Consider the following 22,136-nt stretch of genomic DNA (forward strand, 5'->3'; position numbering starts at 1 on the left):
ATAAAAACAACAAGGGTTCATTCGTATGGATTGGGTTTCCATCATTCCACCTGTCATCGCCATTGTGATCGTTTTCTGGAAGAAAGAGGTCATTATGGCATTGCTGATGGCGGTTCTCAGTGCTGAGGCACTGATACTCCTCACCGCTGGTACAGACAGCCTGTTGCTGGCACCGATAACTTCCGTCGAACGGGTGGTAGACGTAGCCACCAGCGCCGGGAATACCCGCATTTTATTATTCAGCGTTTTGGTAGGCGCACTGCTGGCGTATATTCGTGACTCAGGCGGCGTTACCGCAACGGTAGACTGGCTGACTAAACGCGGGGTCGCTAAGAGTCGTCGCCAGGTAGGCGGGCTCACCATGCTCACCGGTATCGTTGTTTTCATTGAATCTAACCTCAGTGTGCTCACCGCCGGTATTTTTGCCCGCGGCTTATTTGATAAGTTTGGTATGAGCCGCGCGCGCCTTGCGTATCTTATCGACAGCACCAGTGCACCAATTTGTATTCTTATTTTGCTCAATGGCTGGGGCGCGTTTGTCCTTGGCATGCTCGATACTTATGAACTGCCCGCCTCATCGGCCAGTATCTTGTGGGGCTCGGTATTCTTTAACTTCTACGCCATCATCGCTCTGCTCATCGCCGCCTACACCGTGTTTGCCGACAAAGTACACGGCCCCATGGCCAAAGCGGAGCAACAGTTAGAGAGCAATCAGCAGCAGCTTTCTGCCGCAGCCGCCACCAAACCCGGCTATATGGTTATCCCTATTTTAACCATGGTAGTGAGCATGGTTGGCTTTATGCTGTGGACCGGCAATGGCGTACTCTCTCAGGGCAGCGGTAGTAAGTCAGTACTGTATGCCACCATTCTGGCCACTGCTGTGGCCTACCTGATGCTGGTATTTTCCAAACGCTTTAGCCATCACGAAGCGGTAAATGTCGGCTTTAAAGGCATGGGCGAATTGTTGCCTTTAGTTACCATCGTATTACTCTCGTTAACTCTTGGTAGCAGTTTAAAGGTGCTGGGTACCGGTCTGTTTGTTGCGGGTATAGTTGGTGAGTACTTACCATTATTTCTGATTGTTCCCATGCTGTTCTTAGCCGGCGGCATTATGTCGTTTACCACTGGTACTTCCTGGGGCACCTTTGCCATTCTTATCCCCATTGGCGTGCCGCTGATCCAGCAGCTTGGCCTGCCTCCGTCGCTGGTTATCGGTGCCATTCTGGGCGGCGGCGTGTTTGGCGATCACTGCTCGCCGATCTCTGATACCACCGCGGTTTCGTCGATTGCCTCAGGCTGCGACCTGCTTGAGCACGTGCGCACGCAAATGCCCTATGCCTTAACCGGCGGTGCATTAACCTTAATCCTTTATGTCATAACCAGTTTAATCATGGTGGGTTAGTTTCATGCGATATCTGTTAATAAGTGCCTTAATCATTTCTCTCACCGCTTGTTCGTCCTCCGAACAGGTCACCACTACACCGGCCAGTACAGCCGAGTATGCGGTGGCTATGCCCGATAAATTCGCGGCCCGGGTCGCACTCGATGTCATGCAAGACGGCGGTAATGCGGTAGACGCGGCCATCGCGGCGCAATTTGTTCTGGCAGTAACCTACCCCGAAGCTGGCAATATTGGCGGCGGCGGGTTTATGACCATTTACATGGATAGCAGTGCCGATTTCCTTGATTACCGGGAAATGGCACCTGCTGACGCTTCCCGTGACATGTATCTCGATGACAACGGCGATGTACACCCTACCGACTCATTGTTTGGGGCTAAGGCCTCAGGTATACCCGGCACCGTTGCCGGTATGTGGGCTGCTCATCAAAAATACGGTAAGTTACCCTGGCAACGCCTGGTTCAGCCAGCCATAACCTATGCCAGTGAGGGCTTTGAAGTCCCGGAGAAACTGGCAGGCCGGGTGAGTCGCTACATTAAGCGTATTGAAAAACGCGGCCTTAAAACCAACTTTGCCAACTACTTTGGCGAAGCCGCCACAGCAGGCGTGTTATTTAAACAACCCGAGCTGGCAGCCACCTTAAGCCGCATCCGGGATAACGGCCCGGCCGGTTTTTATGAAGGCGAAACAGCCGATCATATTGTTAGCTACATGCAGGCTAATGGTGGCTTAATCAGCCATGAAGACTTAACCCGTTATCACGCTCAGTGGCGCACACCGATTAATTTTGACTGGCGCGGCTATCAGGTTGTCACTGCCCCGCCGCCAAGTTCTGGCGGTATCGCGGTGGCCCAATGGCTCGGCATGGTCGACAACGTGACCAGAACAAATATATTACCTGCGCATAACTCAGCGCCTTATCTGCATCTGGTGAGTGAAGCCGGAAAACGAGTATTTGCCGACCGCGCAGAATACCTTGGCGACCCGGACTTTTTCGCCGTGCCTCAACCGCAGTTAATCGCGCCGGACTATATCGCCAAGCGAGCGCGGGAAATTAACCTGACCGCCATTTCAGCTACCCCACAAATCAAACCCGGACTCCACGAAAGTGAGGATACCACCCATTTCTCTATTGTTGATCAATGGGGCAATGCGGTAGCCAATACCACAACCATAAACCTGAGCTTTGGTGCCGGGGTGGTGGCTGCAGGCGCGGGCTTTTTGTTAAATGACGAAATGGATGACTTCAGCGCCAAACCCGGTGTGCCAAATTTTTTCGGCGCAATTGGCGGAGAAGCTAACGCTATTGAGCCATATAAGCGGATGCTTTCATCCATGACCCCCACTATTGTACTCGAGGACGGACAGGTTAAGCTGGTGACCGGCTCACCCGGTGGCACCACGATTATTTCCTCAGTGACGCTGTCGATTCTCAACACCCTGCTATACGATTTAAGTGCAGAAGAAGCCGTAAACCTGCCTCGTTTCCATCACCAGTTATGGCCAGAGGATCAAATCCGCGTACATGAAGGGTTTGACCCGGCTACACTGAATACGCTGCAAGACATGGGCTACAACATAAAAGAAAGTAACTTTGGGGATCTGCACCTGATCATGCAACAAAACGGCAAACTATCAGCCGCTTCCGAAGCTCGCGGACGGGGTAAAGCGGTAGTGCAGTCAGTAAAATAAATAATCCACCTTCTAAAGAAGGTGGCTTTGCGTTAATCCCCTAAAACGGGGCTCAAATCGAAGAAAGAACAACAATTGTGCCCTTCTTCAGTGTTGTCATTGTCACTGGCAGACATAACAAACTGGAAGAATTATCATGGATGAGGATTCAGTCAATGCGGTACAGGGATGTGCCGTCATTGACGGTCTAGTTTGTTCTGCCAGGGACGATGACGCTTTTCACTGATAAGGGCTGCGGGGAGTCCAGAGTGGTTCACGGTCACCGGGTCGCACAACACCCTCTGGTCGCTGTCGGCGACTCCGACAACAATCTATATACAACTTTCTTTGCTGACTTATATACGGGCCAAGCCCTACCTAGAATGATAACCACCTATTGAAGCAGGTGGTTTAGGGCTTGAAATAAAAATCGAAAATAGGCTGGGGTCTGCGGCTTCAGGCTATTCAGAAGTTATGGCCGGGAAGCTGGAAGGCCAGTATCCGGAGTAAATAACCGCTAAAACAAGCAGGATGATTAAGCCGGTAGCCGCGCAGGTAAAACCGGTGTGCGCTTTTTCCTGACGAAAAATGGCTCGCTCGCGTTCAACTCTTCTGGGGTACTGACCAAGGGTGAGGATTTTACAAACCGGCCAGCCAACGATGTAGCACAACCGCCAGAACAGCAGCTCTGCAATAAGAAACCCAACTCCCCTGAAAAAACCTTTGCCAGCCTGTGCGACTACATCTTCAATCACGATAAATCCTGTCGGTTATTATTGTTGTTATAGGTTCAGCACATCGCCTGTTACGCTGACTACTGCTGAGTTAATTTATCTGTCCTTACCTGAGAAGCTAAGCAACTCAATGGCGTGGCTGACTCACCGGTGCCACGGCTACATTATTTAAATTATTACAAATCGCCATAATTAACAATCAGTTCGCATTAAAGGGCAAGCTCTCACCAAGTAAGCTTAATCTGTCGCAAACAATTGGTTAATATCGGCAAATGCCTTGAACTCCAACGCGTTGCCGGCCGGATCCATAAAGAACATGGTGGCCTGCTCACCGGCCTGGCCCTTAAAACGCACGTAGGGCTTAATAACAAACTCCATATTAGCGGCGGTGAGTTTATCGGCCAGGGCCTGCCAGTCTTCCATGGTTAGCACGACACCAAAATGTGGTACTGGCACACTGTGACCATCCACGGCATTATATTCCGGCGCGGACGGCATGGCCTTAACCAGGTGCGTTACCAACTGATGGCCGGCTAAATCCCAGTCTATCCACTGCGTATCACTGCGCCCCTGTTTGCAGCCGAGTAACTCGCCGTAAAATTCGCGGGCTTTCTCCAGGTTGTCTACCGGAATGGCTAAATGAAAAGGTTGAGGCATGACGATACGGCTCCTTCGTCGTTGATGAATGTTAAACTAGAGTAATTTTTTAAGTAAAAAGCGCTTACGGGCACTTGAGGGCGCATAGCGAATAGCCACATCAAACCAGAAACTGCGTTTCATCACGCTTTTGAGATGACTGAAAGTATCAAAGCCAAACTTGCCATGGTAGCGGCCTATTCCGCTATTCCCTACTCCGCCGAAGGGCAGTTGCGGGTTTGCCATAAACATCATGGTATCATTGATACACACACTTCCGGCACTGACCTCATCAACAAATTGCTGCTGAATACTCTGTGATTCGCTGAATAAGTACGCCGCCAGCGGCTTGTGCCGGCGCTTAATAAAATCGATAGCTTCGCTGACGCTGCTGACTTCAATAACCGGTAAGACCGGCCCGAAAATTTCTTCCTGCATGACCGGCGTGTCGATATCCGGATTTAAAATCACCGTGGGTGCCAGCTTCATTTGCGCTTCATCGAGCTGGCCACCAATCACTATCTCATGCCCTTCGGTGTATTGCTTTAATCGCGCTAAATGACGCTCATTAACAATGCGCCCATAATCCTTGCTCTGCAATGGCTGATTGCCAAACTGGCGGATGATTTCCTTACCAAGCTTGTCGATGAGCGCGTCGGCACAGCTGCGCTCAACCAAAACATAATCAGGCGCAATACAGGTTTGACCGGCGTTGGTCCATTTCCCCCATACGATTCGTCGCGCAGTGGTGGCGATATCGGTATTGGCGTCTACCACACACGGGCTTTTGCCCCCCAGCTCAAGAGTAACCGGCGTCAGGTTTTGAGCCGCAGCGGTCATAACTATTTTACCCACGGCTTCACCGCCGGTATAAAAGATATGATCAAAGGGCAACGAGAGTAATTCACTGGCAACGTCCTTATCGCCTTCGACTACCGCCACCGCATCGCCATCCAGATACTTAGGGATCAGGCTTGCCATCAGTGCAGAGCTGGCCGGCGCCAGTTCAGAGGGTTTAAGAAGCGCACAGTTTCCGGCGGCCAGTGCTGCAACATAGGGGGCGAGCGTGAGCTGTACCGGGTAATTCCACGCACCAATAATCAACACAGTACCAAGTGGCTCCGGTTGCAGGGAACTGCGGGCCGGTTGTGCCACCAACGGTGTGCTGACCTTGCGGGCTTTCATCCACTGGCGCAGGTGTTTTTTAGTGTGCTGTATATCACTCAGCAGAAAACCAATTTCGGTGGTAAAGGCTTCTGCCTCACTTTTACCCAGATCGGTGTTAAGGGCCTCAACAAACGCCGCTTCGTTTTCGCTGAGCATGCGCTGCAAGGCTTCCAGTTGCGCTTTTCGCCAGGCATAGGTTTTGGTTTTGCCCAGCACATAGGACTGCTGTAAACGCTCAAAAACTGACACGATGGCGCCCGGTGTTCTACTCACGAAACAACTCCTGCAGGTACGATGTGTTCATACTAGCACTATTTCACAGCAATAAAAAAACCCCGCGAAGGCGGGGTTTTTAATCTTTAACCGTTTTTATGCGTCGTAAGGATGGCGCATCACGATGGTTTCATTGCGGTCCGGACCAGTAGAGATAATATCCACCGGTACACCGGTAATCACTTCCAGACGAGCGATGTAGTCTTTAGCAGCCTGAGGCAGCGAGTCATAATCGGTAACACCAAAGGTGTTGTCGCTCCAGCCAGGCATTTCTTCATAAACCGGCGTCACCAGATCATAGCCATCAGCAGCCATGGGTGGAACGTCTTTTACGTTACCGTCTTTATCTTTATAACCCACACAAATTTGCAGGGTTTCCAGACCATCCAGTACGTCCAGCTTAGTCAGACAGAAACCAGTGATAGAGTTGATTTGTACCGCGCGCTTCATGGCTACCGCGTCAAACCAACCAGTGCGTCGCTTACGACCGGTAGTGGCACCAAACTCGTGACCTTTAACACCTAAGTGTTCGCCTACATCGTCATCCAGCTCGGTAGGGAAAGGACCAGAGCCAACACGAGTGGTATAAGCCTTAACAATACCCAGTACATAATCCAGGTTCAGCGGGCCAAAACCAGCACCGGTTGCTACGCCACCAACAGTGGTGTTAGAAGAGGTAACGTACGGGTAAGTACCGTGGTCGATATCCAGCAGTGTGCCCTGCGCGCCTTCGAACATGATAGGCAGGCCGGCTTTCTGGGCTTTATCCAGTTCGTCGGTCACATCAACGACCATCGCACGCAGGATATCGGCAACAGCCATGGCATCGGCCAGGGTCTTATCGAAATCAACCGGCTCTTCGCCGTAATACTGCGTTAAGGTAAAGTTATGGATATCCAGCACTTCTTTTAACTTGGCAGCGAAATCTTCGGCATTGAACAGATCGCCAACCCGTAAACCACGGCGGGATACTTTATCTTCATAAGCCGGCCCAATGCCGCGACCAGTAGTGCCGATAGCCTTAGCACCGCGAGCTTTTTCACGCGCAACATCAAGTGCTACATGGTAAGGCAGAATAAGCGGACAAGCTTCACTGATTTTCAGGCGTTCACGCACTGGTACACCGCGCTCTTCCAGCATGGAGACTTCAGTCATTAATGCTTCCGGGCTCAGTACCACGCCGTTACCAATAATACAGGTAACGTTTTCGCGCAGAATGCCGGATGGGATTAGATGCAGAACGGTTTTTTCACCGTCGATTACCAGTGTGTGACCTGCATTGTGTCCGCCCTGATAGCGAACAACATACTTTGCACGGTCAGTAAGCAGATCTACTACTTTACCTTTTCCCTCGTCACCCCACTGGGTGCCAAGGACCACAATATTTTTAGCCATGAGTCGAGTATGTTAAAAAATTAGGCGTGGATTCTATCAAAATTAAGGCCACTGGATCATCTGTTTTATGCACAAATATTCAGCTGACCAGTGAATATTTGGCCTGTTTAGCGCTAATTCACTATAAAGTATAAACAAACTGAGCCAATCACCACCAGGGTGCCGCCAATCTGACGCAACTGGCCGGGCTCAGATTCAGCCACCTGCCGCAGATATTGCCGCCAGCGGTTTGGTATGAGCAAAGGCCCGATACCCTCAACGATCATTACCATAGCCAGTGCCGCCCAGAACCAATTTGGCATACTTGTCTCAAAAATGCGTGTGATTGTCCCGCACTATAGCAAATAATTCACCGCATGCGACGCCGGGGGGCTATAATTAAGTACGACTAATCACCAAGCAAAGAACATGCTATTCCCCAACCTCGGTCAGTACAGCCTGACTGTTTCAAATAACATACTGGAGATCTATGCCACCGGAGCGTGGGATGTGGGTATGGCAAATATGCTAAATGATGAGATGGCGCCCATCGCCAGGCAATTTGAACAGCACAACTGGGCAGCCATTGTAGATTGCCGGCGCTGGGTGATGAGTACCCCCGAGTGCCAGGGTATTGTGCGGGAAGGTATTTTCGACAATATCCGCAATGGCTTAAAAAGAGCAGCCTATGTGGTGGATACCAACCACATAAAGCACGCCCAGTTGGAGCGCACTCACCCGCAGATGAAATCAGACGATCCGATCTTAAAAGCCTACAAGCGTGAGTACTTTACTAACTATTTGGACGCCATAAAATGGCTCAGAGAAGAGGGATATCAGCCCTGATCCATCTTTATATCAGTACATCAGGCTGTATACTTTACGACGGTAACCAGACTTCAGCGAGTCGCCATCCGGCAGAGCATTGATGATATCGAGGATAAGCTTTTTCGCTTCGCCAAAGCCGAAGTCTTTAAGCAATACGCCATACAGCAATTCCAGCGCTTCTTCAAAACGCTGCACCTGATAAAGCGCCACGGCTAAATCCACCTTCACCTGCAAATCATCCGGGTTGGCTTCAACCTGTTCCTGTAACGCACGGATCTCCGGCGTATCGGCGGCCTGTTCAGCCAACTCCACTTTGCCCTGCAGGGTATGATAACGCTGATCCTGATCCACAAGCTTTATTTCTGCCAGTAATTCCTTGGCAGCCGGCACTGCGCCGGTCTCAATCAGGCAGTCAATATACAGGTATTTGCTATCGATGTTGTCCGGGTTAATCTCATAGGCTTGCTTCGCCATAGGGAAGGCGCCGCTGTAATCACCGCCAGCAATAAGTTCTGCGGCTTTAGCGAGGAATTCATCCTCCGGGCTGGGCAGGTATTTACCTAACATGGCACGAATTTCAATTTCCGGCTGCATCCCGGCAAAGCCATCTACCGGTTGCGCATCTTTAACTACCATTACGGTAGGCAGATTACGAATGCCAAACTGTGCGGCTACCTGCTGCTCACGCTCACAGTCAACACGGGCCAGTAACAGGGTGTCCGGATAATCACCGGCAATTTTTTCCAGAATCGGCGATAACTCTTTGCAAGGCTCATAGCCTTCGGCCCAAAAGTCGATTAAGACGATTTTCTCTTTAGACACTTCCAGAATGATCTGCTGAAAGTTCTCTACCGTTAAATCCACGATGTTGTTCGACATCAATTGCTGCATGCTTATTTCGCCTGTTTGCTTTCGTTCTATTGTGCTTATGAATATGGGCGCGCTGGCCTTAATTACAAGTCCTTAAAATACAAATGCTACACTATCTCTGACAAATTACTAAGGCGATAAGATGACAACAACAAAACGCTTTACTTCATTTCGGGAGTTTTACCCGTACTACCTGAGTGAACATCAGAATGTAACCTGTCGGCGACTGCATTTTATCGGTTCAACACTGGTACTCACCCTGCTGATATTGAGTTTATTTACCGGGCAGTTAATGCTGCTATGGTTACTTCCGGTAGCCGGTTATGGCTTTGCCTGGCTTGGCCACTTTAAATTTGAGCACAACAAACCTGCGACCTTTCGTTATCCCTTTTACAGCTTAATGGGAGACTGGGTCATGTATAAAGATATCCTGCTGGGCAGGATAAAATTCTGACGACAGTAAGCAAGGAAAAACAATAATGAATAACACCATAAAAGCGCTGGCAGCCAGCGTTATGCTGGGCTTATCAGCTAGCGCGGCGGCTGATAACAGCGCGCCCACCACCTTCGATTACAAAGACGTGTTTGCCCTGGAATACGCAGCGTCACCAGTGTTTACGCCCGATAGTAAACACATCATTTACGAGCGTCGCAGTAACGATATTATGAACGATCGTATGCACATCAGTTTATGGCAGGTAGAAGTAAAAAGTGGTCAGCATCGCCCGCTGATTGCTGAGCATGCCAATGTGCGCGGCCCCGCACTTTCTCCCGACGGCAGCAAGCTGGCCTATCTGTCTGACCGCTCCGGTTCACAACAACTTTATGTACGCTACCTCGACAGCGGTGAAGACGCCCTGTTAACCAACACGAGCCATGCACCGGGCAATGTCGTCTGGTCGCCAGACGGAAAATCGCTGGCATTTACCCAGTTTACCCCGCAAGCAGATAAACCCTTGTTTACCGATATGCCAGGCAAACCGGCCAGGGCCAAATGGGCAGAAACCGGTAAGTTTATTGATGACCTCAACTACCGCTCCGATGGCGCGGGCTATGTACCTGGTGGCTTTAATCAGATTTACCTGTTGCCGGTAGAAGGCGGTACCCCCCGCCAGCTAACGTTTACCGACTACCCGCTCAATGGCGATCTGAGCTTTTCAAACGATGGCAAAAAATTGTACTTTTCTGCCAACCCCAGCGACAACTACGCCATGGAAGTGATGAGCAGTGATATTTACACTCTGGACATTGCTTCGGGAACGTTTAACCAGATCACCAGCCTCGAAGGTCCGGAGAGTGGCCCGCAACTGAGTCCGGATGGTAAGTACCTGGCGTTTAAACACACCACTGACCGTAAGTTAAGCTTCCAGAGCAGTGACTTATGGGTGATGCGTATGAAAGACGGCAAGCTGACTAACCTTACCGAATCCTTTGACCGCACTACCGGACAGTTTGCCTGGGGCGACGACAGTGATGAGTTATACGTCAGTTATCAGGATGCCGGACAAACCAAAGTGGCCGTAGTCGAACTCGACGGCGATATGGATAAGCTCAACATCGTTTTGAGTGGTCAGTCGCTTGGGCGCCCTTATACCTCAGGCGAGTTCGCGGTGGCCGATAATGGCACGCTGGCTTTTGTCAGCTCCGATGGCTCAACGCCGGCGGATTTGTTTGTGCGCGAAAGCCGCGGCAAGGTAACCCGGTTAACCGCACTCAATGAAGATGTGCTCGGTCACCTGAATATGCCGGCGATTAAAGCCATGACAGTAACGTCTACAGTTGATGAACGCCCTATTGAAGCCTGGATGATTACCCCGCCAGACTTTGATCCTAACAAACAATACCCACTTATTCTGGAGATACATGGTGGCCCGCACACGGCCTACGGCCCCAACTTCAGTGCCGAAATTCAGTTAATGGCAGCCAAAGGTTATGTGGTGGTGTGGTCAAACCCGCGCGGCAGTACTTCTTACGGTGAAGATTTTGCCAACTTAATCCATCACAACTATCCGTCAGAAGATTATAACGATTTGATGGATGTAGTAGATGGGGTCATCGCCAAAGGCTTTATTGATACCGACAACCTGTTTATCACCGGTGGCTCTGGTGGTGGTGTATTAACCGCGTGGTCGATTGGTAAGACCGACCGTTTTGCCGCCGCCGTGGTTGCCAAACCGGTAATTAACTGGATGAGCTTTGCCTTAACGGCCGACGCTTACCCCTACTTTACCCAGTACTGGATGCCGGGTATGCCCTGGGAAATCCCGGACCATTTATGGGCTCACTCGCCGTTATCACTGGTAGGTAACGTTACCACGCCAACCATGCTGCTGACCGGTGAGTCTGATTACCGCACGCCAATCAGTGAGTCTGAACAGTTCTATCAGGCCCTGAAGCTGCGTGGTGTAGAGTCGGCCATGTTGCGCCTGCCGGGAGCATCCCACGGCATTGCCTCAAAACCGTCACGGCTGATCCAGAAAGTCGGCAATATCCTTGCCTGGTTCGAGCGCTATCGTACCGGGCCAAAAACAAAGACCGAGTAGATGCATGAAAAAAGGGCTACCGAGGTAGCCCTTTTTGCTAGTTAGCCGGGGTTATCTGCAGTAACTTGCCGTTACTTTCATCGGTTAACAGATAAATTAAACCGTTGGGGCCCACTTCTACGTCGCGGATCCGTTCGTTACGGTCGCGCAGGTACTCGGTTTGTGACTCCACTTCGCCAGCCTCATTAAAGCTAATGCGGCGCAGGTGGCGAAACTTCAGTGCTCCCACCAGCAAATCGCCCTGCCAGTCTTTAAACACTTCGGAAGCATAGAACGTCATGCCGCTTGGGGCGATGGACGGATCCCAGTACAGAACGGGCTGTTCCATACCTTCCTGCTTGGTTTTATCGGAAATAATACTGCCGTTGTAATCAATACCATAGGTAATTACCGGCCAGCCATAATTGTTACCGGCTTTAATCAGGTTTACCTCATCTCCGCCTTTCGGGCCGTGTTCCATGGCCCAGACTTCCCCGGTTTGCGGGTGCACGGTTAAGCCCTGGACATTACGATGCCCGTAACTAAATACCTCTGGTGCATCGCCCTCTACAAAGGGGTTGTCTTCGGGCACATCACCATTACGCTCAATGCGTACAATCTTGCCAAAGTGATTGTCGGTGTTCTGTGCTTCTTTCATGTATTTATAGCGGTCACCCAGCGTGACGAACAGATGCTGATCATTATCAAAAGCCAGTCGACAGCCAAAGTGGAAACCATTATTCACCACCGAATCGGCCACAAAAATATCTTTCACGTTGGTCAGACTGGTGCCATTCAGAGTGGCACTGGCTACGCTGGAACTACTGCCACCATCGGTCGGCCGCGAATAACAAAAATACACCGTCTGGTTATCGGCAAAGTCCGGATCGGCGGTGATATCCAGCAGACCGCCCTGATTCTCCGCAGCTACTTCAGGAACGCCGCTTAACGGCTTACTCAGCCCGGTGGCAAAATTAAACTTGCGAATTTGACCGCTTCGTTCAGTAATCAGCATCTCACCAGAGGGCAGAAATGTCATTCCCCATGGGTGGTCGAGGCCAGTGGCCAGTTCGTTTACATTCACTGTTTCTGTCGCCTGGCTGCTAAACGCAACAGCACCGGCCAGAGCCAGTGCTGTTAACGTTGCAACCTTATATTGAGGTCGCTTCATAATCGTCTCTTGTTGTTTTAAATTCTGTTATTGCACCATCGCGCGTAACATCCATGCCGTTTTTTCGTGCACGCGCATACGGTCTGAGATGAGGGCTACGGAAGACTCGTCGTCGGCCTGTTGGGCAAGTTTCAGCGCTTCACGGCAAGTTTTCACTACCTGTTCATGAGCATGGGTAAGCAATTGCACCATTTCACTGGCTTCCGGTACGCCTTCAACTTCTTCAATTGCACTGAGTTCGGCAAATGCTTTGTAAGTACCAGGCGCGGCAATCCCCAGAGTACGGATCCGCTCGGCAATATCGTCTACTGCGACAGCAAGCTCGGTGTAATGCTCTTCAAACATGAGGTGCAATTCGCGGAATTGCGGGCCCGTTACATTCCAGTGGAAATTGTGCGTTTGCAGATACAGGGTGTAAGAATCTGCCAGTAATTTCTTTAAGCCGTGGGCAACCGCTTCGCGGTCTGCTTCTGCAATACCGATGTCAATCTTGCTCATTATAAACTCCTTGGTTCATTCCAATTATAGTATTCATAGCAATAATGCACTGATTTGGATTACATTCTTTTTACAGCGACCCGTTGTCAGTGGTGGTGATGTCCACCCTGTTTTCCCTGTTCACCCACGGTAACCTCTACCGTTTTGCTTTGCTGGTCAGCGAAATGCAGCGTCAGGTTAAACTTATTGCCTTTTGTCAGGGGATTAACCAGCCCCATAAGCATTACATGGTAGCCGCCGGGCTTAAATTCAACCATATTGTCAGGCGCAACATCGATGCCATCGGTTACTTGTCGCATCCTCATCATGTCACCCTTCATCACCGTAGTATGGATCTGTGCTTCGCTGGCAATGTCTGACGGCACACTCACACCGGTTAAGGTAAAGGCTGTGTCGCCATGATTCATCAGAGTAAGGTAGACGGCAGCGGTGGTAGCCATGGCAAAGGTCGCCCGGGCATTAGCGTTGTGCACCATAACACCGTGCTCCATTTTAGCCCCGGCAGGTAAAGCCAGTTGCAAGCCCAGCGCCAGTACAAGACATTGCCAGTAACGGTTAATCATTGTTGTCACTCCTGTTACTTTACAACAAAAAAAGACCCCACTAACGAGTGAGGTCCTGAAGGTTATTTTAGCTTACTGAAGTCAGCCGGCTCGCTTCATCGGCCAGGCAAGGGAAATGCGCCAGCGAAAGGTACTCACTGAGCTTTTGCAGTTTGCTGCCTAACTCAGCGTAACCCGACGCCGTCACATTGATGTGACCCATTTTGCGCTTTTGACGCACAGACTTGCCATACCAGTGGAAATGCACACCCGGCACGCTTAACAATGCCATCTGATGGTCGTCGCAACCAATAATATTAATCATTGCGCTAACCGCGGCTTCGCCTCCGGTGTTACAGGCCAGCCCCAAAGGTAAATCAAGCACTGCCCGTAAATGATTTTCAAACTGACTGGTAGGTGAACCCGCCTGACTCCAGTGCCCTGAATTATGTACCCGCGGGGCCAGTTCATTAACCAGCAGCTCATCGCCACACTGGAATAACTCAACCGCCAGTACACCAACATAGTCCATACCGTTAACCAGCTTGGTAAAGATATCTCTGGCCTGCTCGTTTAATGCAGCAGTGCTCGCACTCGCCGGTGCCACCGAAACATGAAGTTGTCCTTCGTGATGCAGGTTTTCTGCCAGAGGGTAAACAACCACTTCACCGCCAGGACTACGAGCACCAATTAACGATACCTCGCGGTCGAAATTCAGCATTTTCTCTACCACCAGCGGCACGGCTTTCAGATCCAGCTCAGCCAGCTGAGACTTAAGCGCCGGTAACTCACTGGCCGCTTTTAAGCGCCACTGTCCATAGCCATCGTAGCCGTCACGGCTGGCTTTGATAATCAGGCGTTCACCGAGGTTCTCAACACAGCTGTCCAGCTGCGCCAGGTCGTCGACGATCTGATAAGGACAATTCGGGATAGCCAGGCTGCTTAGTAGTTGCTTTTCACGTACCCGGTCGGCTCCCACCAGAATAGCGTCGATCCCAGGATGCAGTTTACCTGATGCTTCAGCCTGTTCTAATAAGGCCTCAGGGACATGTTCAAACTCAACAGTCAGCGCGTCTGCCAGTTCAATGGCCTGCTCAAGGGTATAATTGAGCGGCGCTTTACTGACCGGGTGAACTACAGCGTTATTATTCACATCCACCGCCATGACATTGATGCCCAGCGGCGCGCCATCAAGATACATCATCTGTGCCAGCTGTCCGGCACCGTATACCAGCACCTGCATTGTTACAGCTCCAGTTTACCGTTTGCTAAAACCGTGTCAGTTTGTTGTTGGCGAAAGGCAATAATTGCTTCACGGACCGCGGGGTCCTGTAAGGCAACCACCTGAGCAGCCAGCAAGCCGGCATTTGCCGCACCCGCTTCGCCAATTGCCAGGGTGCCAACGGCAACGCCTTTGGGCATCTGCACGATAGACAGTAGTGAATCCAGGCCATTTAATGCTTTAGACTTCACCGGGCAACCGAATACCGGTAAGTGAGTGTGAGCGGCAATCATGCCTGGTAGATGGGCGGCCCCGCCTGCACCGGCAATAATGGCGCAAAACCCATTTTGCTCTGCCTGCTCGGCAAATTCGACTAACAGATTAGGAGTACGGTGTGCCGAGACAACCTGTGCCTCAAATTCAACACCGAATTGTTTGAGCATTACTGCCGCGTTTTGCATTGTTGGCCAATCCGATGTCGACCCCATCACAATTGCGATTTTCGCCATTTTGCCGTCCTCACAGACTTTGCGTTTACTAATCCGCTTAACTCGTGGTTGAGCAGTGCTTGAAAAGCGGCCGATATTAGCTCATTTTGCCCCGTTTGCCCATAGTAAGCATCTATTTGTGGTCAATTACAAACCGCCTGTAAACGGATATTTCCCTAGTTTCAACGCAGCCCGGCAAATATAGATAGAGATAAATGAGTTTTTAGTATATTTTTAGACAAACGCTATCATGGGATGCTTTATGAATACATTGACGTTCAGACTACTTGAAGTTTTTCAGCAGGTTGTTGATTGCGGTTCGGTAACCGCTGCCTCTAATGCCCTGCAACTGTCACAGCCTACCGTGTCACTTCAACTTAAAAAACTAAACAGTATTATTGGTCTGCCTCTGATTGAACACTTTCAGGGCAGCGTGCAACTCACAGAAGCCGGCGCCGCAGTATACCGCTGCGCTCAGGAAATTTTATCTTCACAGGATAAACTGAAAAGCCAGATCAGCGCCTTGCAGGGAGTGGAAGTTGGCTCCCTTAAACTGGCTGTAGTAACCACTGCCAAATACATCATTCCGCCAATGCTCAGCCCGTTTTGCAAACAGCATCCTAATATCGATGTACGCTTTACCGTTGGTAACCGCGAGCAGATTGCCGAGCGTTTAATGCAAAATCGAGATGACCTGTATATTTTCACCTATCCCCCCGAAGATGACGATTTAGTCTGCGAACCGTTTCTGGCCAATCCGCTGGTTGTAATTGCCCCGCCGGATTACGATGGCCCGGATAACTGCAGTTTAGCCGACCTGCAAAACGCCAAGTTTCTGCTCAGAGAGAAAGGCAGTGGTACCCGCCGCACGCTGGATGAGTACTGCGATAAACGCGATGTGCTGTTGCGCAACAATATGGTAATTGAAAGTAACGAGGCGATTCGGTTGGCTGTCTCTGCCGGCCTGGGTCTGGCGGTGCTGTCGCAGCATACGCTTGATCAGTCTGCCATCGACAGCGTTAAAGTCCTTAATGTCACCGACTTCCCGATCCAAAGTACCTGGCAGGTGGTAACCAACCGCCGCCGTCCGATCAGTCTGTCGGCCCAGGCGTTTCGTCAGTCGCTGCTTGAGAACCAACGTACTTAAGCAGCATTGCAAATAAGCTGGTGCGCCGCACCGGCTTACTTAAATAATCATTCATACCAGCACTCAGGCAAGCTTTGCGGTCATCATCAAAAGCATTGGCGGTAAGAGCTATAATGGGAATGGCGGATTTGTCGCCAGGCAAATCGCGGATCGCCCGGGTTGCAGAAAAACCATCCATCACCGGCATCTGACAATCCATTAAGACCAAATCAAAATCGACTTTAGGGATGACTTCCAGTGCCGCAGCGCCGTCTTTGGCGCGAAGACATTTAACGCCTGCATCCTTGAGCATATCGAGGATAATTTCAGCATTAATGTCATTATCTTCCACCACCAGGATTTTTAAGCCTGCCGGGAGCGTTAGCACAGCTTGTTCCGGCGCCTGCTCTGCCTGGGCAGACGTGGGTAGTGGTAACTTAACAATAAACTCACTGCCCTGTTGTTGCTCACTGTTAAGCTCAATAGTACCGCCCATTAAATCAATCAGTTTGCTGGTAATTGACAAGCCAAGCCCGGTGCCACTGAACTGTCTGGAGCTTGACCCATCGGCCTGAACAAACTGCTCGAAGATAGTCTGCTGCTCCGCTTTTTTAATACCAATACCGGAGTCTTTAACGGCAATTACGAGCGTGCCATACTGGTACACGACCTTAATTACAACACCGCCGATAGCGGTAAATTTCACCGCGTTACTCAACAGATTATTTAAGATTTGGCTTATTTTGCCGGCATCGCCGAGCAAAAATGACGGTATGCTATTGTCCCAAACGACTTCGAGGCTCAAATGCTTCCGACTGGCAGCCTGACGATGAATTTCGGCACAAGCCTGAATAATCTGTTGTGGTGAAAAGGGGTGGCGGGTCACTTTCATTTTACCCGCTTCAATCTTCGACCAGTCCAGAATACTGTCGAGGATCAGCAGCAGGTTGTTGGCCGACTGCACTATAACCTGAATTCGCCGCCTGACATCTTCCGGTAATGGTTGTTCCAGCAGATTTTCACAGCTCCCCAGAATACCGTTCATTGGTGTGCGGATCTCATGGGACATATTGGCCAAAAAATGTGACTTCGACACATTCGCCGCCTCGGCCTGGTCCAGCGCCTGAATTAACGAAGCGGTTTTCTCCTCGACTCGCTCGGTGAGGGTGAGGTTGAGCTTTTCCAGTTCTTCGTTGAGGGTCCGCTGACGCTGGCGCGAGGTGGAAAGTTCATCAAAAGCACTCACCAGGCGCTCTCCCAACTCGCTAAACTCTATCGCTAATCCGGATAGTTCTTGCAGTTGCAGGCGATTTTGACTAAATGACGGCATTGGCACCGGCGATTCCGGAGAATAACCGGCGAAGGTTTTCATTAGTTCGCGCAGCGGCCGGGCGAAAACCTGTGCCACCCGTCCACCCACAATGATCCCTACCAGCCCCAGCGCAAGAAGTAGAAACAGTGCCCAGCGCACATAGTCAGTGCTCATTGACATATAGCTACTGTTTTCAAACAACATGGTTACCGTCCAGCCCGAGATAGGATCCCGCGATTGAGCAATAAACCAATCCCGTGACAGCGCTGACTGCCGGGAAAAACAACTGTCCTGGTTACAGCCCGGCAATTCCGGACGTTGCAGGGCTTCAAGGCTGAGCTCCGGCGATGCGTAAACCACTTTCCCGGCCTCATCCCGGTAAATCGTCCAGAACCCCGGCAAATTTCGACTGTCATATTCAATAAAGCTGCTGAGATTGAGCGAGCCTTCAAGGATACCTGTAAGTTGGCCTTCCCTGTCGTAGAGTGGACTGGCAATGGCCACTATGGGGTCGTTACCAAACCCCCGCCCCTGAAACGCCTGCGACACAAAAGTCGACTCGGTCTGCATGGCCTGAATGAAATACTCGCGCTCAGTCACTACCGCCTGATTTAGTCGCTTTGCCCGCTTAAGCAGGTTTACCGGGTAAGAATGGGTAACAACACCTTTTTCATCAGCAATCAAAAAGGTGAGAAACTCGGGAAACTCCTGAGCCAGGTTAGACAGCGTTTCATCTGCAATGGCCGGTAACGGTGCGCCATGCTTTTGCGCTATCGCCATTGACCTGGCCGTATTGCTGATTGCACCGGTATGCTCATCGATAAAACGACTCAGCTCAGTTCTCATTACCTGCGCTCGCTGGGCCATGTAAGAAGTTAACTGCTGTGCCTGCTGGCGTTGCAACTGAGCAACGTGCACATAAGTCATAATCAGTACTACAAAGAAAAACAGCGAGGCAAACATGTAGCGGAACAAAGGCTCTACATTGAAGTGCAGCGAGTTGCCCACCGGCAAATAACGCAGTAACGCAATATACAATAGATGGCCAGACAAACAGGAAAAAATGCCGCTTATCCAGGTAATGGAGTAAGCCGTAAAGGCCATGGTGGGAGAGCCACTGTAGGTTGCATAGGCAAACACTATATAAACCGGCACAATCAGCGCGCTCCACCAACCAATCCCCAGTTTTAACGGACTCAGCGCATCCGCTTTGTTCGACAATGCATTTATCAGCAAAGGCTGTACCGCCAGAAAGGCGATCATAAATGGGTCGTTGCCATGCACCAGCAACACAGCATAGACGGCAGCAGACACCACCAGTGTAAGGGAAAAAGAAAGCAATAAGGCGGCAGCGATAGCAAAACCACCACCAAAAAACACCACCCCGCCGGTTTCCAGCGGGGCAGAGATTAGATTAACCGCAACTCCGGCCAGCGCCAGAGCAAGCGCCTGCAGCAACCTGTTTTCCATAGGGAATTATTCTGCGTTAGCATCCATGTAATCGAGAGTCAGATTGGTGAGTACCCGCACACCCAGTTTCATCCCGGCATCGTCAACATAAAACTCCGGCGTATGGTGAGCCGGCGAGTCTTCCACAGATACATCAAGGGGTTTACCGCCCAGCCACATAAATAACCCCGGCACTTTTTCCTGATAGAAAGAAAAATCCTCAGCACCGGTAACCGGCTTAGCCAGTATGGTGTTTTGCTTGCCCGCGGTTCGCTCTACGGTAGGGATCATTTGTGCGGTGAGTTCCGGGTCGTTATAGGTAATAGGGTAATTATAATCCAGTGGCAGGGTGAGCTCAGCCTTAGCGCCCATGCTGTCGGCAATGCCCTTAACCTTACGAGCCATCGCCTCGTAAACGTGTTCTCGCGCGGCATGGTTGAGGGTACGAATAGTACCAACCAGCTCAACCTCGTTAGGAATGATATTCGAGCGGTTACCGCCATGGATGGAACCAATGGTTACCACTGCGGCATCATCAATGATTTTCAGTTCACGGCTGACGATGGTTTGCAGTGACATGATCATCTGTGCAGCAGTGGTGATGGGGTCGACACTCTTCCACGGGTAAGCGCCATGAGCCTGCTTACCGTGGATGACTATTTTGAAAGGGTCTACCGCCGCCATGGTACCGCCAGGGTTATAGCTCACCGTGCCGATATCGTTATTAGCGCTGATATGCAGGCCGAAAATTACGTCCACATCCGGGCTCTTTAATACGCCTTCCTGCACCATTACTTCGGCTCCGCCCTTTTCACCAGCGGGCGCGCCTTCCTCCGCAGGCTGGAAAATAAACTTCACCTTGCCATGCAGCTTATCTTTCATTGAAGTTAATACCGAAGCCGCCCCCATCAGCATGGCCATATGGGTATCATGACCACAGGCATGCATGACCGGCACGTCATTACCATTGTATTCGCCGCGCTGTGTAGAACGCCAGGGCAGATCATTTTCCTCAGGTACCGGTAAGCCATCCATGTCGGCCCGTAACGCAACTACCGGGCCAGGCCGGCCGCTGTCCAGAATTGCCACTACGCCGGTTCTAGCGACACCGGTTTGCACTTCAAGATTTAGCGAGCGCAGATGCCGGGCCACGTACTCGGCAGTTTTAAATTCACGATTGGATAACTCAGGATATTCATGCAAATGGTGGCGCCAGCTGATGACCTCACTCTCAATCTCATTGGCCAACCGATCCACTTCACCGGACTGAGCAAAAACAGGCAGGGAAAAAAGAGGTAGCAGAGCAGCAAGTACGACGCGACGCATAATGTTATCCATAAAATTACAATAACTTTACACTACCCCTTCTGATCAAAAATCACAAAAAAAAACCGCTGTCAGGCAGCGGTTTTTAGTAAAATATAAACTAATGATTAACTTCGCTGACGCTTCATCGCGTCGAAGAACTCATCATTGGTCTTGGTCATGGAAAGTTTATTGATAAGGAATTCCATGGCGTCGATTTCTGACATTTCATGCACAATCTTACGCAGGATCCACATCTTCTGTAACTCGTCCTGACCGGTAAGTAACTCTTCACGGCGAGTACCAGAGCGATTAAAGTCAATAGCCGGGAATACACGCTTTTCAGCAATCTTACGATTGAGGTGCAGTTCCATGTTACCGGTACCTTTAAACTCTTCGTAGATAACTTCATCCATCTTAGAGCCGGTATCAATCAGCGCGGTGGCGATGATGGTTAAGCTACCACCTTCTTCCACGTTACGGGCAGCACCAAAGAAACGTTTCGGTTTGTGCAGTGCGTTAGCATCCACACCACCGGTAAGTACCTTACCTGATGATGGAATAACCGTGTTGTAGGCACGCGCCAGACGGGTGATTGAATCCAGCAGGATAACCACGTCTTTTTTGTGCTCAACCAGGCGCTTGGCTTTTTCAATAACCATTTCAGCAACCTGAACGTGGCGGCTGGCCGGCTCATCAAAGGTAGAGGCAACTACTTCACCGCGCACCAGACGGTGCATTTCGGTAACTTCTTCCGGACGTTCGTCAATCAGCAACACCATCAGTTCACAATCGGGGTGATTAGCCGCAATGGATTGTGCGATGTTTTGCAGTAATAAGGTTTTACCCGCTTTCGGTGGTGCCACAATCAGACCACGTTGACCTTTACCAATCGGTGACGCCAGGTCCAGTACACGGGCGGTAATATCTTCTGATGAACCATTACCACGCTCCATGCGCAAACGTGAATTTGCGTGCAGTGGGGTTAAGTTTTCAAAGAGGATTTTATTACGGGAGTTTTCTGGCTTGTCGAAGTTAACTTCGCGGATTTTTAACAGGGCAAAATAACGCTCACTGTCTTTCGGCGGGCGAATTTTCCCGGCGATGGTATCACCCGTACGCAGGTTAAAGCGTCTGATTTGGCTGGGTGAAACATAAATATCATCTGGCCCCGCAAGATAAGAAGAGTCAGCAGAGCGCAGGAAGCCGAAGCCGTCCTGGAGGATTTCCAGTACGCCGTCGCCAAAAATGTCTTCGCCACTTTTTGCGTGGGATTTTAGAATCGAGAAAATAATGTCTTGTTTTCTCGCGCGGGCCATATTTTCGAGGCCCATTTCTTCGGCAAGGGCGACCAATTCGCTGATTGGCTTATTCTTAAGTTCCGTTAGATTCATACTGGTGGGTCTTTGTGCTTGAACGTCTTTTTGGGAAATTCGTTAATTAATAAGAATAGTGCTTGAGCCCGGAGGCGGGCTAGTAAGGATGCCAGGCAAGCCTAGACTCAGTAAAGGTAGCACCATATTTTACTATCGTCCAGACTAAATCCCG

General features: G+C 50.5%; 20 protein-coding genes. 6 read left to right on the forward strand and 14 right to left on the reverse strand.

Translation table 11 applies throughout. The features are described 5' to 3' along the window. Window positions 1-25 precede the first annotated feature (25 nt). Entirely contained in the window at window positions 26-1,402 is a 1,377-nt protein-coding gene (locus tag D9T21_RS21665; RefSeq protein WP_123327249.1) for a Na+/H+ antiporter NhaC family protein, read from the forward strand. Window positions 1,403-1,406: 4 nt separating this feature from the next. Beyond that, the gene (gene ggt, locus D9T21_RS21670) at window positions 1,407-3,092 is read left to right on the forward strand and encodes a gamma-glutamyltransferase (protein ID WP_105936147.1); all 1,686 of its coding nucleotides are present in this window, start codon (window positions 1,407-1,409) and stop codon (window positions 3,090-3,092) included. Between the two features lie 440 nt (window positions 3,093-3,532). Here ggt and D9T21_RS21675 read toward each other — a convergent pair whose 3' ends face one another. The 5 genes from D9T21_RS21675 to D9T21_RS21695 form a co-directional block, all read right to left on the reverse strand. Beyond that, complete coding sequence (locus D9T21_RS21675; protein WP_123327250.1) at window positions 3,533-3,826, reverse strand: hypothetical protein; 294 nt, start codon at window positions 3,824-3,826, stop codon at window positions 3,533-3,535. Window positions 3,827-4,042: 216 nt separating this feature from the next. Then, window positions 4,043-4,462, reverse strand: a complete 420-nt coding sequence (locus D9T21_RS21680) for a VOC family protein (protein ID WP_123327251.1) — start codon at window positions 4,460-4,462, stop codon at window positions 4,043-4,045. A gap of 36 nt (window positions 4,463-4,498) precedes the next feature. Then, window positions 4,499-5,881, reverse strand: a complete 1,383-nt coding sequence (locus D9T21_RS21685; RefSeq protein ID WP_123327252.1) for an aldehyde dehydrogenase family protein — start codon at window positions 5,879-5,881, stop codon at window positions 4,499-4,501. Between the two features lie 96 nt (window positions 5,882-5,977). Beyond that, window positions 5,978-7,276, reverse strand: a complete 1,299-nt coding sequence (locus D9T21_RS21690) for an adenylosuccinate synthase (protein ID WP_123327253.1) — start codon at window positions 7,274-7,276, stop codon at window positions 5,978-5,980. 113 nt (window positions 7,277-7,389) lie between these two features. After that, a complete protein-coding gene (locus D9T21_RS21695) occupies window positions 7,390-7,578 on the reverse strand; it encodes a DUF2065 domain-containing protein (RefSeq protein WP_123327254.1) in 189 nt (62 codons plus the stop codon). Window positions 7,579-7,684: 106 nt separating this feature from the next. Here D9T21_RS21695 and D9T21_RS21700 point away from each other — a divergent pair, with 106 nt between their 5' ends. After that, entirely contained in the window at window positions 7,685-8,101 is a 417-nt protein-coding gene (locus D9T21_RS21700; RefSeq protein WP_123327255.1) for a hypothetical protein, read from the forward strand. 12 nt (window positions 8,102-8,113) lie between these two features. Here D9T21_RS21700 and D9T21_RS21705 read toward each other — a convergent pair whose 3' ends face one another. Beyond that, window positions 8,114-8,974, reverse strand: a complete 861-nt coding sequence (locus tag D9T21_RS21705) for a thioredoxin family protein (RefSeq protein WP_123327256.1) — start codon at window positions 8,972-8,974, stop codon at window positions 8,114-8,116. 121 nt (window positions 8,975-9,095) lie between these two features. On the opposite strand from D9T21_RS21705, the gene D9T21_RS21710 reads away from it, so the two are divergent. Next, complete coding sequence (locus tag D9T21_RS21710; RefSeq protein ID WP_123327257.1) at window positions 9,096-9,407, forward strand: Mpo1-like protein; 312 nt, start codon at window positions 9,096-9,098, stop codon at window positions 9,405-9,407. Between the two features lie 25 nt (window positions 9,408-9,432). Then, entirely contained in the window at window positions 9,433-11,496 is a 2,064-nt protein-coding gene (locus D9T21_RS21715; RefSeq protein WP_123327258.1) for a S9 family peptidase, read from the forward strand. Window positions 11,497-11,533: 37 nt separating this feature from the next. Here D9T21_RS21715 and D9T21_RS21720 read toward each other — a convergent pair whose 3' ends face one another. The 5 genes from D9T21_RS21720 to purE form a co-directional block, all read right to left on the reverse strand. After that, complete coding sequence (locus D9T21_RS21720; RefSeq protein WP_123327259.1) at window positions 11,534-12,646, reverse strand: PQQ-dependent sugar dehydrogenase; 1,113 nt, start codon at window positions 12,644-12,646, stop codon at window positions 11,534-11,536. Between the two features lie 27 nt (window positions 12,647-12,673). Then, window positions 12,674-13,144 carry a Dps family protein gene (locus D9T21_RS21725; protein ID WP_123327260.1) on the reverse strand — a complete coding sequence of 157 codons (471 nt, stop codon included), beginning with the start codon at window positions 13,142-13,144 and terminating at the stop codon, window positions 12,674-12,676. 86 nt (window positions 13,145-13,230) lie between these two features. After that, window positions 13,231-13,707, reverse strand: coding sequence for a copper chaperone PCu(A)C (locus D9T21_RS21730; RefSeq protein ID WP_123327261.1), 477 nt, complete (start codon window positions 13,705-13,707; stop codon window positions 13,231-13,233). Between the two features lie 67 nt (window positions 13,708-13,774). Beyond that, window positions 13,775-14,929 carry a 5-(carboxyamino)imidazole ribonucleotide synthase gene (locus D9T21_RS21735; RefSeq protein WP_123327262.1) on the reverse strand — a complete coding sequence of 385 codons (1,155 nt, stop codon included), beginning with the start codon at window positions 14,927-14,929 and terminating at the stop codon, window positions 13,775-13,777. Window positions 14,930-14,931: 2 nt separating this feature from the next. Then, window positions 14,932-15,417: a 5-(carboxyamino)imidazole ribonucleotide mutase gene (purE, locus tag D9T21_RS21740; protein ID WP_123327263.1), complete on the reverse strand. Its 486-nt coding sequence runs from the start codon at window positions 15,415-15,417 to the stop codon at window positions 14,932-14,934. Between the two features lie 241 nt (window positions 15,418-15,658). Here purE and D9T21_RS21745 point away from each other — a divergent pair, with 241 nt between their 5' ends. Beyond that, window positions 15,659-16,543 (forward strand): LysR family transcriptional regulator, encoded by an 885-nt coding sequence (locus tag D9T21_RS21745; RefSeq protein ID WP_164464812.1) that lies wholly within the window; start codon window positions 15,659-15,661, stop codon window positions 16,541-16,543. Here the strand turns inward: D9T21_RS21745 and D9T21_RS21750 are convergent. The 3 genes from D9T21_RS21750 to rho form a co-directional block, all read right to left on the reverse strand. Continuing rightward, window positions 16,488-19,304 carry an ATP-binding protein gene (locus tag D9T21_RS21750; RefSeq protein WP_123327265.1) on the reverse strand — a complete coding sequence of 939 codons (2,817 nt, stop codon included), beginning with the start codon at window positions 19,302-19,304 and terminating at the stop codon, window positions 16,488-16,490. The genes D9T21_RS21745 and D9T21_RS21750 overlap by 56 nt on opposite strands. Before the next feature lie 6 nt (window positions 19,305-19,310). Then, on the reverse strand, window positions 19,311-20,609 hold the full coding sequence (locus tag D9T21_RS21755; RefSeq protein ID WP_123327348.1) for an amidohydrolase: 1,299 nt from the start codon (window positions 20,607-20,609) through the stop codon (window positions 19,311-19,313). A gap of 107 nt (window positions 20,610-20,716) precedes the next feature. Then, window positions 20,717-21,982 carry a transcription termination factor Rho gene (rho, locus tag D9T21_RS21760; protein ID WP_105936163.1) on the reverse strand — a complete coding sequence of 422 codons (1,266 nt, stop codon included), beginning with the start codon at window positions 21,980-21,982 and terminating at the stop codon, window positions 20,717-20,719. Between the last annotated feature and the right edge of the window lie 154 nt (window positions 21,983-22,136).

The organism is Marisediminitalea oceani (assembly GCF_003731635.1).
Lineage (GTDB): Bacteria > Pseudomonadota > Gammaproteobacteria > Enterobacterales > Alteromonadaceae > Alteromonas > Alteromonas oceani.

Bases quoted from the DNA above. Each gene is read 5' to 3' on its own strand.
- D9T21_RS21665 (WP_123327249.1), top strand. From the start codon at position 26: ATGGATTGGGTTTCCATCATTCCACCTGTCATCGCCATTGTGATCGTT.
- ggt (WP_105936147.1), top strand. From the start codon at position 1,407: ATGCGATATCTGTTAATAAGTGCCTTAATCATTTCTCTCACCGCTTGT.
- D9T21_RS21680 (WP_123327251.1), bottom strand. From the start codon at position 4,462: ATGCCTCAACCTTTTCATTTAGCCATTCCGGTAGACAACCTGGAGAAA.
- D9T21_RS21690 (WP_123327253.1), bottom strand. From the start codon at position 7,276: ATGGCTAAAAATATTGTGGTCCTTGGCACCCAGTGGGGTGACGAGGGA.
- D9T21_RS21695 (WP_123327254.1), bottom strand. From the start codon at position 7,578: ATGCCAAATTGGTTCTGGGCGGCACTGGCTATGGTAATGATCGTTGAG.
- D9T21_RS21700 (WP_123327255.1), top strand. From the start codon at position 7,685: ATGCTATTCCCCAACCTCGGTCAGTACAGCCTGACTGTTTCAAATAAC.
- D9T21_RS21705 (WP_123327256.1), bottom strand. From the start codon at position 8,974: ATGCAGCAATTGATGTCGAACAACATCGTGGATTTAACGGTAGAGAAC.
- D9T21_RS21710 (WP_123327257.1), top strand. From the start codon at position 9,096: ATGACAACAACAAAACGCTTTACTTCATTTCGGGAGTTTTACCCGTAC.
- D9T21_RS21715 (WP_123327258.1), top strand. From the start codon at position 9,433: ATGAATAACACCATAAAAGCGCTGGCAGCCAGCGTTATGCTGGGCTTA.
- D9T21_RS21720 (WP_123327259.1), bottom strand. From the start codon at position 12,646: ATGAAGCGACCTCAATATAAGGTTGCAACGTTAACAGCACTGGCTCTG.
- D9T21_RS21725 (WP_123327260.1), bottom strand. From the start codon at position 13,144: ATGAGCAAGATTGACATCGGTATTGCAGAAGCAGACCGCGAAGCGGTT.
- D9T21_RS21730 (WP_123327261.1), bottom strand. From the start codon at position 13,707: ATGATTAACCGTTACTGGCAATGTCTTGTACTGGCGCTGGGCTTGCAA.
- D9T21_RS21735 (WP_123327262.1), bottom strand. From the start codon at position 14,929: ATGCAGGTGCTGGTATACGGTGCCGGACAGCTGGCACAGATGATGTAT.
- purE (WP_123327263.1), bottom strand. From the start codon at position 15,417: ATGGCGAAAATCGCAATTGTGATGGGGTCGACATCGGATTGGCCAACA.
- D9T21_RS21745 (WP_164464812.1), top strand. From the start codon at position 15,659: ATGAATACATTGACGTTCAGACTACTTGAAGTTTTTCAGCAGGTTGTT.
- D9T21_RS21750 (WP_123327265.1), bottom strand. From the start codon at position 19,304: ATGGAAAACAGGTTGCTGCAGGCGCTTGCTCTGGCGCTGGCCGGAGTT.
- D9T21_RS21755 (WP_123327348.1), bottom strand. From the start codon at position 20,609: ATGCGTCGCGTCGTACTTGCTGCTCTGCTACCTCTTTTTTCCCTGCCT.
- rho (WP_105936163.1), bottom strand. From the start codon at position 21,982: ATGAATCTAACGGAACTTAAGAATAAGCCAATCAGCGAATTGGTCGCC.